10 protein-coding genes and 1 tRNA gene are annotated in these 11588 nt (G+C 60.5%); 2 read left to right on the top strand and 9 right to left on the bottom strand.

Features of this window, described 5'->3' with window-relative positions; all coding sequences use genetic code 11:
- Positions 1–315: 315 nt before the first annotated feature.
- The 7 genes from QQL64_RS10740 to grxD all read right to left on the bottom strand — a co-directional run bounded on the left by QQL64_RS10740 (position 316) and on the right by grxD (position 8690).
- A tRNA-Asn gene (locus QQL64_RS10740) sits at positions 316–392 on the bottom strand.
- Positions 393–462: 70 nt separating this feature from the next.
- Positions 463–1863: a nucleotide 5'-monophosphate nucleosidase PpnN gene (ppnN, locus tag QQL64_RS10745; RefSeq protein WP_284399144.1), complete on the bottom strand. Its 1401-nt coding sequence runs from the start codon at positions 1861–1863 to the stop codon at positions 463–465.
- A 229-nt stretch (positions 1864–2092) separates the two neighbouring features.
- Entirely contained in the window at positions 2093–4573 is a 2481-nt protein-coding gene (locus QQL64_RS10750) for a TonB-dependent receptor (RefSeq protein ID WP_284399146.1), read from the bottom strand.
- Between the two features lie 461 nt (positions 4574–5034).
- On the bottom strand, positions 5035–6747 hold the full coding sequence (gene olsF, locus QQL64_RS10755; RefSeq protein WP_284399148.1) for a bifunctional ornithine lipid synthase OlsF: 1713 nt from the start codon (positions 6745–6747) through the stop codon (positions 5035–5037).
- Positions 6748–6941: 194 nt separating this feature from the next.
- Positions 6942–7541: a YhgN family NAAT transporter gene (locus QQL64_RS10760; protein WP_284399754.1), complete on the bottom strand. Its 600-nt coding sequence runs from the start codon at positions 7539–7541 to the stop codon at positions 6942–6944.
- Positions 7542–7599: 58 nt separating this feature from the next.
- Positions 7600–8367 carry an SDR family NAD(P)-dependent oxidoreductase gene (locus QQL64_RS10765; protein WP_284399153.1) on the bottom strand — a complete coding sequence of 256 codons (768 nt, stop codon included), beginning with the start codon at positions 8365–8367 and terminating at the stop codon, positions 7600–7602.
- Entirely contained in the window at positions 8364–8690 is a 327-nt protein-coding gene (gene grxD / locus QQL64_RS10770) for a Grx4 family monothiol glutaredoxin (RefSeq protein WP_284399154.1), read from the bottom strand. Before grxD ends, QQL64_RS10765 begins: the two co-directional genes overlap by 4 nt.
- 111 nt (positions 8691–8801) lie before the next feature.
- Here grxD and QQL64_RS10775 point away from each other — a divergent pair, with 111 nt between their 5' ends.
- Positions 8802–9383, top strand: coding sequence for a superoxide dismutase (locus tag QQL64_RS10775; RefSeq protein ID WP_284399157.1), 582 nt, complete (start codon positions 8802–8804; stop codon positions 9381–9383).
- Between the two features lie 158 nt (positions 9384–9541).
- Here QQL64_RS10775 and QQL64_RS10780 read toward each other — a convergent pair whose 3' ends face one another.
- Complete coding sequence (locus QQL64_RS10780) at positions 9542–10699, bottom strand: 5-(carboxyamino)imidazole ribonucleotide synthase (RefSeq protein WP_284399159.1); 1158 nt, start codon at positions 10697–10699, stop codon at positions 9542–9544.
- Positions 10696–11199, bottom strand: a complete 504-nt coding sequence (purE, locus tag QQL64_RS10785; protein WP_284399162.1) for a 5-(carboxyamino)imidazole ribonucleotide mutase — start codon at positions 11197–11199, stop codon at positions 10696–10698. The genes QQL64_RS10780 and purE overlap by 4 nt, the downstream gene beginning before the upstream one ends.
- 66 nt (positions 11200–11265) lie before the next feature.
- On the opposite strand from purE, the gene QQL64_RS10790 reads away from it, so the two are divergent.
- A complete protein-coding gene (locus QQL64_RS10790) occupies positions 11266–11538 on the top strand; it encodes a Trm112 family protein (protein ID WP_284399164.1) in 273 nt (90 codons plus the stop codon).
- The last annotated feature ends 50 nt before the right edge of the window (positions 11539–11588 follow it).

Consider the following 11588-nt stretch of genomic DNA (forward strand, 5'->3'; position numbering starts at 1 on the left):
CCATGGAAGGCAGCCGGCGCGCACAGCAAGACCCGTTGCGTCACCTCTGGCCGTGTCATGACACTCGCCAGGCATGGGCCGGAGTGGCCCGCAACGGCGGCAACTCTGGCGTCACATAAATGGCGGGAAGCGTGGACGGGCAAAGCACGGGTCGTTATCTCTTCAGCGCCGATCAGACAGTCGGATAGATATGCACAAATCGGGCCGGCAACTATCGGCACCCATATCTACCACCGAGCTCGGAGACAAAAAAACCCGCCAAAGCGGGTTTTTGCGATTTCGAAAGGTATCAAAGATGCCCATGAAACCTGAATATGGCGCCCGAAGTTGGACTCGAACCAACGACCCCCTGATTAACAGTCAAGTGCTCTAACCGGCTGAGCTATTCGGGCGGGGAGCTGCATAGTTTGAGGAATCCGGCCTGAGGCTGTCAAGCCGGATACCGGATTCCGGGCCGGTCATTCAGGACGTCAGTACCCGATAACACGGCACATAGGCGCTGCCGCCCGGGAGCTTCATGCGATGTTGCTGTACGAAGGCCTGCAGCAGACGATCCAGCGCGTGCATGATCTCCGCTTCGCCATCGATCTCGAACGGGCCGGACTTCTCGATGGCAAGTACACCTTCTTCTTTCACATTGCCGGCAACGATGCCGGAAAAGGCACGGCGTAGATCTGCGGCCAGTTCATGGCGCGGACGATTGCGTTGGATCGCCAGGGAACGCATGGCTTCATGCGTAGGTAAGAAAGGTTGCTGGAACGCCAGCGGAACATTCAGCGACCAGTTGAAAAAGAATGCGTCCTTGTTGTCCAAACGATGATTGCGCACTTTGTCGATGCCGCGCACCATCGCGTGCGACACGGCGATCGGATCGTCCACGATGATCTTGTAGTACTGCGCCACGTCGTCACCCAGCGCAAGTTTGAGAAATTTATCGATCTGTTCGAAGTACGCCGCCGACTGCTTCGGCCCCGTAAAGATCAGCGGGAACGGAATGCCCGCGTTGTCCGGGTGCAGCAGGATACCGAGCATGTAGAGGATTTCTTCGGCCGTGCCGACGCCGCCGGGGAACACGATGATGCCGTGTCCCATCCGCACGAAAGCTTCAAGGCGCTTCTCGATATCCGGCATGATCACCAGCTGATTCACGATCGGATTGGGCGACTCTGCCGCGATGATGCCCGGTTCGGTGATGCCGATATAACGATTGTTGCGTCTGCGCTGCTTGGCGTGCGCGATGGTGGCGCCTTTCATCGGGCCCTTCATCGCACCCGGACCGCAGCCGGTGCAGATATCCAGGCCACGCAGGCCGAGCTGATAGCCGACCAGTTTGGTGTATTCGTATTCGTCGCGCGAGATCGAATGACCGCCCCAGCAGACGGCGAGATTGGGATCGATCTGTGGCTTGAGGATGCGCGCGTTGCGCAGGATGTCGAACACGGCGTGCGTGATGCCTACCGTATCGTCCAGATCGAAGTTACCCTGTTGCAGCTGTGTCGATACGTAGACGATATCGCGCACCACTGCCACCAGCAGTTCGTTGATGCCGCGGATGATTTGGCCATCTACAAAGGCGCGCGCCGGCGCGTGCGTCAGCTCGATCTTGATACCACGATCCTGCTGCAGCACCTGGATATCGAAAGTCGGATACTGCTCGAACATCGTGCGCGGATCGTCGCTGATGTCACCGGAGGTGAGCACAGCGAGCGCGCAGCGGCGAAGCAATCCGTGCAGGCCCGAGCCGCTGATGTCGCGCAATCGCGCCACTTCGTTGCGAGAAAGGATGTCCAAACCACCGGCAGGCGAAATGCGTGCGTTTACCGTAGCAGGCTTGCCGGACTTGTCGATCTGCGTGTCATTCATTCTGATCATTCTCCTGACCTCTTCGCGATGATGCAGCTTCCTCTGCACCATGCGCGCGGCCATCTAGCATCTCGCTTCGGGGGCGATGCGGTCAATGTATTCCAGAACCAGCACCGAGCCGACCATAAGAAAGAACTCCCCGCAGCACGCTGCGAGGAGTTCGGGTATGGCTTCACGTCGCATGGTGTACGGGTCCGAGCCGCAGTAACGGCTCGGACCACGCAGCCACTTACTGGAACGATGCGCCAATCGTAATCACGTACGCGCGTGGTTGCAGCAAGCCGTAAGACGGCGCCGAGCCGGAATACAACCCTGGATACAGGGCGCCACCCGATTTAGCGAGCAGCTGAGCCGAGTTCACATAGGACAATGCATGGCGATCGGTCAGGTTGTCGACGTTGAGCTTGATGTACGGCTTCTTCAACCAGTCCCAATCGCCGAAGCGATAACCGGCACTAAAGCTGAAGGTGGTGAAGCCGCCGACGCTCTCGGTGTTCATGTAGTCACCGTACAGCGAGCTGGTCACACGACCGTTCAACGTTGCCCACAAGCGCGAGTCGTCGTAGCTCAAGCTCACGTTGCCGATATTGCGCGGTGTGTCCGGCATGGTGCGACCGTTGGTGGGATAGATACCCGTACCGCCGGCAAAGTTGGCATCGCCCGGACCGCCATCGAGGCCGCCTTTGATCTTGGCCTGCGTGTAGGTGTACGACGTGTAGACGGTCCAGCTCGGTGCAAACTTGTAGCTGGCCTCGCCGTTGAAACCCTGCATATCCATATGCGGGATGGTCGTGTAGTACTCGTTCCCCTGCTCCGTAAAGGCCGCTTCCTGCTTGTTGAAGTAATTGCTGTGATAGACATCGGCGCTGGCCGAAATCGCATCACCGTAGTAGCGCCAGCCCAGATCGGTGTTCCAGGACATTTCCGGGTTGGAGTTCTGTACGCCGACCAAAGCATCCAGCATCGCAACGGTGTTGGACGGCACGCGGAAGGTTTTGCCGGTGCCGATAAAGAACTGGTTGCGCTCGTCCAGCTGGAACTTGATACCTGCGGTGGGTAGGAATTTGTTCCAGTTGTTGTTGAAGGTCGTGGAGGTCTGCGCATCGAAGCCGGTGGTGGAACCCGGATAGTCGTACGTGAACCCATTGCGGTTGGCATGCAGATAACTCACGCCAGCGGTGAACGTCCAGTAGTCGTTCGGCGTCCAGTTGTCCGTTAGGAAGCCCTTCTCCAGTTCGGTGTTGGTGTATTCCTGATAGAACTTCTGCGGCAGTCCACTGGTGGGATACACCAGGTACGAGGAATTACCCCAGATGTCGGCGACCGTACCGGTCAACGGATCGACCAGACCGTACGTATCGGCCTGGGTCTTGCGCGAACGCTCGTACCAGAAACCGTACTCGAGGCTGTTGTCCATCCCGAGATCTTGGTTGAACTTGGCGATCACGCCTGGGCGATATGTCTTCGCGGACGAGAACGAATAGACCGTGCCGCCCGAAAAATTCTTTTTCGTGCTGTTGGTCACCGAGCCGTCGCCGTTGAGATCGGCATTGGCATACAGATACTGATCCACCGGCGACGTGCTTTCCTGGGCCAAGCCACCGCCACTGCCGCCGCCGTTGCCGTACCAGTAATACGGAATCACCGACAGATGCAGGTTGTCGGCGAGCTTGAACTCGCCGTCCATGCTGAACATGTAGCTGCTGTAGGGATTGGTATGCAGCGCGTAGTAGTTTTCGTCGTTGGTCGCCGCGGTCTTGAGCGCCGAACCGCTGAGATTGTTCAGCGGAATCCAGGTGCTGTTGTAGTTGTAGAAATAACCGTTCTGCGCCACCTGAGCCTTGGAGAGCGCATCGTATTCAAGATTGCTCTGACGGCTGTACTGCAACGACGCACTGACGGAGTTGTTGTCGTTGATGGTCCACACCGACTTGCCGTCCACCTTGGCGACGCGCAGATCGCCCGCGCCACGCCACATATTGGCCGTGTTGTCGGACAAGGAGAGCCACGAACGCACCGGGCCGAGGTCGCCGGTATTCAGGCGCACGAAGGTGCGGCGATAGTCGTTGTTGCCAAGGCTCTGGGTGAAATCCACGCCACCCTGATGCGACGGATCGATGGTGGCCCAGCCGATATGGCCGCCGCTGGCGCCCGAATCGGGCATATCGATATCGGGTATGCCCTGCAGCACGGTGATGTCGCCCAGGTTTTCAGAGTCGCCATATTCCGTGGCGTACACGGAGTAGCTGCCCGTGTCGGTGATCGGCGCGCCGTTCACCGTCATGCCGATATCCGACGAATCGTAACCGCGCATGCTGTAGTGGCCGTTGGCGAGACCGGTGACATCGTCCGTGGCGGAGTTCACGCCCGGAATGCTGCCGATCAGCTGCGTAAAGTTGCTGCCGGGACTGGCCTTTTCGATGGCTTCGCGCGTAATGGTCGACACGGCTTTGGGAGCCGTCTGCACCGACATCAGTCCGCCGCCCAGTGACAGCGATTGTGCCTGCACCTGCACGGCCGCCATCTGCTTCACATCGCGCTGGGTGCTGTTCGATGTGGTGGTGTTGGAGGTGCTGGACGCGTTAACGCGCTGGTTGGTATTGCCCTGGTTGGTTTGGGTTACGTCGCTGCTGGCGGTCTGCGCCATCGCGACGCCCATCGACATGTAGCAGGCAATAGCAATCGCTGCGGAAAGATGCGTTCGTTTCATTGAGAGCCCCGTAGTCCTGTTGTTGATAGCGAGATTTCTTTGGCACCGCTTTTTGTGACCGCTCGAACATCTCTTACGTCAAACACGACATCAGCCGACCCGTGCGGGTCATTCGCTAGATAGCGATCCATCGACACAACGAGCCCCGGGCTCATGACAAATGAGCCACGCATAACTGCTCTGGAACCCTAGGTTTTGTGATTTCTTGCGTGACGACGCAAGAAAGTGTCAATCAAAGTAGATAACCCTGGGTGGCAAATCCGTGTGAGACGTCCGATTCGTACGCTTTATCTGAGCCATTTCGAGCGTCAGATAGGGGAAAGCGGTCACGTATCCTTAGCGATACCTTAGCAAGATCACACGAAAGCTTTACATCAACTTTACAAAAATATCTCAGTTGCAACGGAGCTTCCCCGGCCTATCTAGGCCAGGGATGGCGATTGCAGAAGTCTGCTTGGGGACTAAGCGCCCTTGCCTAGATAGCGCGCGCGCTTGGCCGGCTTGAGCCGTGCCAGGTCGAGCATGACCAGGCCGTCGACGCAGCCGGAGAAACCGGGATCTTCGCCAAAGTCGAGGAACTGAACACCATCGGGCTCGACCAGATCCACGTACTGGCGATACAGCACCGGAAGACTTACACCCAAGGCGTCCAGGTGGTTTCGCAGCCGACCCAGGCCACTCACCGGGTCCAGCCCCTCCAGCTCGCGGCGCACGCCTTCGAGTACATCTGGGGAAACCTTGAACGGCTGGCGTGCCTCGGCCAGGCCAGGTGCGCCGAAATAATGCTGATGTGCTGCCGCAATCCACTCGCGAGCCTGGCGCGGCAGATTGACTGACATGCTTACTGGGCCGAACAGGTAACGAAGATCCGGGTGGCGCTGCAGATACAACCCGATGCCTTGCCAGAGCTGATCGAGTGCGCGGGATCGCCAATAGGCCGGTGCGATAAAGCTGCGCCCCAGTTCCATCCCCTGGGCGAGCCGCGATTCGAGGGCCGGCGAATATCGGAACAGGCTGGCGGTATAGAGCCCCGCCATGCCACGCTCAGTAATCAGGCGGCCACCATGACCGAGACGGTACGAACCGACGATGCGCAGCGCCTTGGGATCCCACAGCACGAGATGTTCGTAGTGCGCGTCGTAAGCATCCAGATCGCGCCGGGTATTGGTTCCCTCGCCTACCTTGCGGAAGGTCAGTTCACGCAGGCGGCCGATCTCGCGCAGGGCCGCGCCGTCGATCGATCCACGCAGCACCATCAATTGTTTGCCGTCGGCCAGATCGGCGAGTTTCTCGCACTGGGCCAACTCCATTGCGACGCGATCGACCGGCTCCGGATGCGCCAGCGGTACTTGGCCGCCAAAAACCAGTCCGCGCCGACGACCGAGTCGATAAACATGGCGGCGCATTAGATTCGCCGCACGCTGACTCGAACCATCGCTGCGTTGTTCCACTTCCTCGGCACTGATCAACGCACCGACGCTGAAACCGATCCGGCTAACCGCGGTGGCGACCGCTTCGCGCGGCAACATCGCGGTGCTTAGCGGTTTGGCGAGCATCGACAGACCATAGAACATCGCGGAATTACGTGCCGCCACATGGATCGGCAACACCGGCGTTTTGCTGCGCATGGCAAGCCGCGCAAAACCGTCGGACCAGCGTCCATCGCGCACGCCGGCAGGTCCCATGCGCGACACTTCGCCGGCAGGGAAAATGATCAGCGCCTCGCCACGATCGAGCGCGCGATAAACATTGCGCAAGCGCGACGCCGCGCCGCTTCCGAATACGTCCACCGGTAACAGCAAAGGACCGAGTTGCGGAACCGCCGCCAGCCAGTCGTTGCCGAGAATGCGCACGTCTTGACGCACCGATCCGACCAGTTGCAGCAACGCCATCGCATCGAGCATGCCAAGAGGATGATTGGCGACGATAAGCACGCCACCCTCGACGGGGATATTCTCCCGCTCGCGCTGGACGACGTGATAACTGCAGCCGAGAAGATCCAGCACCTTGTCGACGAAGTCGAACCCTATCGTATCGGCAAGCCGTTCAAGTACGCGATTGAAACCCGACTCGTCGGCAAGCCGGCCAAGCATGCCGGCCACCGGACGGCGGATCATCGGATGCTGTGCGAGCCACGGTAGACGTTCGGTAAGGGCCTGTTCAACGCGAAGCATGACCGCCTCCCTTGGGTTTAGTCCATGTTGCCGATCAAGTGTGACAACTGCGCGAATTTATGCAGCCAAACTCGTCTCATTCGCAAGAATACACGATGGGCAATGGGCGATTCCTTAAGCGCTTGTTTAAGACAAGGCGCCACGAAAACTCAATGCATCACGACTACTTGGCCGTCGGCCAGGAAATGGACGCCTCAGACGGTTAGATGCAGGTACGCCGCAATGCCCCCGAGGAACATCTGTACAGACAGGGCAATGAGCAACATGCCCATGACGCGTTCCAGCGCAGTGAGCACACTTTCGCCCAGCCAGCGGTACAGATAGGTGGAACTCAAAAGAATGACCGCCGTCGCCAGCCACGCGCACAACAAGGCGATCGCCCAATCGACGGTGCGGCCAGGCTCGGAGTTGGTCAACAACAGCAACGCTGCCATCGCCGACGGCCCCGCCACGCCAGGAATGGCCATCGGGACAATAAAAGGTTCGCCGTCGCCAGACTTGCCGAAAATGCCACCGCCGTCGGCGGGCGGAAACACCATGCGGATGCCGATCAGGAAAAGCACGATGCCGCCGGCAATGCTGATTGATTCTTCGCGCAGCTGCAGCAACCTGAGAATCAACTGACCGCCCATCAGGAACATCAGCAGCACGGCCAGCGCAATCAACAACTCGCGCACCATCACGGCACGGCGACGCTTGGGTGCCACACCCTTCAGCAAGCTCAGGAAGATCGGGATATTGCCGAGCGGATCCATGATCAGGAACAGCAGGATCGCCGCCGACAATGTCGTCATCTGCGTTTCCATCGGATCCCCTTATGCAGATATCCGCGGCTGCCGCCGCCGGACGGCATCATGCCACGCGCAGGTCGAGCACGGCGCCACGCGCAACGGCAGCTTCGGCACTCAAGAGATAGACCGCAGCATCGGCGGTGGCATTCGGCAGCGGCTGCTGCAGCGTGTCCTCGCCGAAATAAGCCGTGCGGCGCAACGTGGTGCGCATCGGGCCGGGCAGCAAGGCGTGCACGCGGAACGTATCGCTATCGTGTTCTTCGTGAAGGATCGCTACGAAACGTTCCAACGCCGCCTTCGATACACCGTAAGCGCCCCAATGCGCGCGTCGCACAAGCTCTGGATTGTCGAGTACGAACACCGCCGCGCTATCGGGTGCCGCTGTTAGCAGCGGCAGACAGGCCTGGGTAAGCGCAAACGGTGCAGAGACATTTACATGCAGGGCGCGCAACCAAGCATCCGGCTTGTGCATCGCGATCGGCGTCAACCCGGCGAAGCTCGCTGCAGCGTGCACGATGCCATCCAGTCGACCCAGATCGCGTTGCAGGCCATCGGCCAAGGCTTCGTACTCACGTGGCGTGGCCGATTCCATATCAAGCGGATGGATCACCGGCTCAGGCAGACCTTCGGCAATCATCGCGTCATAAAGTTGTTCGAGCTGGCGCTTGCGCTTGCCTGTCATCACGACGGTCGCGCCGGCGCGTGCAGCGGCGCGTGCTACCGCGCTGCCCAATCCGCCGTATGCGCCGGTGACCAGCACGACCCGACCGTGCAGCACAGTGCCGGCAGGCGTCCATGCCGCGGGCAGACGGTGTAATGGCAGATTCATGCGTGATGCTCGCCCATAACGTCGTGCGCCATGCGCGCCAGTTCGCCGGAGGCTTTGAGATCCTCCACGATGTCGCAGCCGCCGATCAGTTCGCCCTGAATGAATAGCTGCGGGAAGGTCGGCCAATTGGCGTAGTGCGGCAACGCGGCGCGCACTTCGGCATCGGCCAGTACGTTCACCGCGTGAAACGTGGCCTGCGACTCGTCCAGCGCCTGCACTGCACGGCTGGAGAACCCGCACATCGGGAACTGCGGCGTGCCCTTCATGAAGAGCACGATGGGATGCTCGGCGAGCACCGCCTTGATTCGCTCGTTGACGTCCATAACTTCAGATTCATCACTACAATGCAGCAAGATCGGTAGTGTACCAGCCGTTATGGCGACCCATACGGCCGCCGGAACCGTCTTCCTCAGCCAACGCCCCAGGAGTTACCCATGGCGATCGAACTTCCCCCGCTGCCCTATGAAAAGAACGCGCTTGAGCCGCACATTTCGGCCGAAACGCTGGAGTTCCATTACGGCAAGCACCACCAGGCCTATGTGACCAACCTCAACAACCTGATCAAGGGCACCGAGTTCGAGAGCGCCTCGCTGGAAGACATCATCAAGAAGTCGTCCGGCGGCGTGTTCAACAACGCGGCGCAGATCTGGAACCACACCTTCTATTGGCACTCGATGCGCTCGCCGCGCGACGGCAACGCTCCCAGCGGCAAGCTGGCCGATGCGATCACCAAGGCCTTCGGCTCGTTCGACAAGTTTAAGGAAGAGTTCGCCAAGTCGGCCACCGGCAACTTCGGCTCGGGCTGGACCTGGCTGGTGCAGCGCCCGGATGGTTCGCTGGGCATCGTCAACACGTCCAATGCCGCCACACCGATCACCGGCAGCGACAAGCCGCTGTTCACGGTCGACGTGTGGGAGCACGCTTATTACATCGATTACCGCAACGCGCGTCCGAAGTATCTGGAGTCGTTCTGGAATCTGGTGAACTGGGATTTCGCGGCGAAGAATCTCGCCTAAGAATGGCTCTTTGCGTTCGCCTCCTCTCCCCTTCGGGGAGAGGATTGAGGTGAGGGGCTGGGGCTTGCTCCGATCTTCATCGAAGCACGCTTCGAATCAACTTCTCCGCAAGATTGGCCCCTCACCCCAGCCCTCTCCCCTTCGGGGAGAGGGAGCTGCTATTTCGCCAGCAGATGCAATGCAGAAGCGGCCTGCTCTTCGCGCCCCAACGTGCGGGCAACTTCACCGATTCGCGCAGCTAACACCTCAGGTTTTGCCGCACACACCGTCGCATGACCGACCTTGCGTCCCAGCCGCGGCTGCTTGCCGTAGTCATGCCAATGCGCATCGACCGTGCTTAGCACCGGCGCGGCGTCGGGCAGTTCACCGATCCAGTTGAACATGGCCGAAAAGCCGCGCGCCGATGTATCGCCGAGCGGCAGGCCCAGCACCGCGCGCACGTGATTTTCGAATTGACTGGTGATCGCGCCTTCGATGGTCCAGTGACCGGAGTTGTGCACGCGCGGTGCCATCTCGTTGCCCAGAAGCTGCCCATCCTTTACGAACAGCTCCAGCGCAAATACGCCTACATAGCCCAGGCGCTCGGCGAGGATGCGTGCCAGTTCTTCAGCGCGGGCTTGTAGCCCGCCCACCGCCGGCGCTGGTGCCAGGCTGAGACTGAGCACACCGTCGGTATGCCAGTTCTGGGTAAGCGGCCAGATGCGGAAATCGCCATCGCGCGCGCGCGCGGCCAGCACCGACAGCTCACGCTCGAACGGCACGAAGGCCTCGAGGATCAAGCCATGCGCACTGGCCTGTGTACCCAGTGCGGCCCAGGCGGCATCCGCGTCGGACAACTGCTTGATGCGGAACTGCCCTTTACCGTCGTAACCGAGGCGGCGGGTCTTCAGAATCGCTGGCGCGCCGATGGTAGCTAGTGCCCGCTCCAGATCGGCGCGGGTGTCGATGGCCTCGAACGCAGGCGTCTGCAAACCGCACTCGCGGAACAGGGTTTTCTCGGCCAGACGATCCTGCGCCACCGCCAAGGCACGCGGGTCAGGAAACACCGCAACCCGCTCGGCCAGCCAGTGGGCGGTTTCCGCTGGCACGTTCTCGAAGTCGAAGGTCACTACATCGACCTCGGCCGCAAATTTTTCCAGCGCAGCGTAGTCGGTCCAGTCGGCCAGCCTAAGCGGCGCAACCTGGCCTGCGCAGGCGTCGGCGGCGCTGTCGACCACCAGCGTGTTGACACCAAGCGGAGCAGCGGCAAGAGCAAGCATTCTGGCCAGCTGACCGCCGCCCAAAATGCCCAAAACGGGCTGATGACGTGCAGTCACGAGCGGGGATCCGGGTTATCCAGAACAGTTTGGGTTTGCCTGGCGCGATAGGCTTCGACCGCCTTCGCGAGCACGGGGTCGTGCAGGGCGAGCACGGAGGCAGCAAACAAGCCGGCGTTGACCGCACCCGCTTTGCCGATCGCCAGGGTGCCGACCGGTATGCCGGCAGGCATCTGGGCAATGGAGAGCAACGAATCCATGCCATTGAGGGCTTTGGATTGCACCGGCACCCCAAGCACCGGCAACCGTGTCTTGGCTGCCAGCATGCCAGGCAAGTGGGCAGCGCCGCCGGCACCGGCGATGATGACCTGAATGCCCCGGCCCACCGCCTCTTCGGCATAGCGGAACAGCAGATCAGGGGTACGGTGCGCCGAGACGACCCTTACCTCGTGGGGCACGCCCAGCTCTTGTAGCACCTCGGCCGCATGCGTCATGGTTTCCCAATCCGAACGCGATCCCATCACCACACCCACTCGCGGTGCTGCAGCTGTTCCCGTCATGGTCCGGTCGTCCAAAAGGGGATATTGTACGAGCTTCCCTGCATTGCAACGATACCTGCCGACTCCATGGACAAGCGCCTGCTAGACATCCTCTGTTGCCCGGTTAGCAAGACGCCGGTGCGCCCGCTCAACGCCAGCGAACTCAGTGCGCTGAACCGAGCGATCGATGGCGGTCATTTGCTCAGCGTCGCCGGCACCCCGGTCCAGGGGCAACTGGCGGAGGGGCTGATCACGGTGGACCGCAAGGTGGTCTACCGGGTCGAGGACGGCATCCCCGTGATGCTGCCCGAGGAAGGTATCGGCACCACCCAGCTGACGGACTTCCCCTCGGCGGCGTAAGAACCTGCCGTTTGGGCCCCGCCGAACGGTAATACTCGAAATCATGACGC

This window comes from Dyella lipolytica, from assembly GCF_030160075.1.
Taxonomy (GTDB): Bacteria; Pseudomonadota; Gammaproteobacteria; order Xanthomonadales; family Rhodanobacteraceae; genus Dyella_B; species Dyella_B lipolytica.

Bases quoted from the DNA above. Each gene is read 5' to 3' on its own strand.
- ppnN (WP_284399144.1), bottom strand. From the start codon at position 1,863: ATGAATGACACGCAGATCGACAAGTCCGGCAAGCCTGCTACGGTAAAC.
- QQL64_RS10750 (WP_284399146.1), bottom strand. From the start codon at position 4,573: ATGAAACGAACGCATCTTTCCGCAGCGATTGCTATTGCCTGCTACATG.
- olsF (WP_284399148.1), bottom strand. From the start codon at position 6,747: ATGCTTCGCGTTGAACAGGCCCTTACCGAACGTCTACCGTGGCTCGCA.
- QQL64_RS10760 (WP_284399754.1), bottom strand. From the start codon at position 7,541: ATGACGACATTGTCGGCGGCGATCCTGCTGTTCCTGATCATGGATCCG.
- QQL64_RS10765 (WP_284399153.1), bottom strand. From the start codon at position 8,367: ATGAATCTGCCATTACACCGTCTGCCCGCGGCATGGACGCCTGCCGGC.
- grxD (WP_284399154.1), bottom strand. From the start codon at position 8,690: ATGGACGTCAACGAGCGAATCAAGGCGGTGCTCGCCGAGCATCCCATC.
- QQL64_RS10775 (WP_284399157.1), top strand. From the start codon at position 8,802: ATGGCGATCGAACTTCCCCCGCTGCCCTATGAAAAGAACGCGCTTGAG.
- purE (WP_284399162.1), bottom strand. From the start codon at position 11,199: ATGACGGGAACAGCTGCAGCACCGCGAGTGGGTGTGGTGATGGGATCG.
- QQL64_RS10790 (WP_284399164.1), top strand. From the start codon at position 11,266: ATGGACAAGCGCCTGCTAGACATCCTCTGTTGCCCGGTTAGCAAGACG.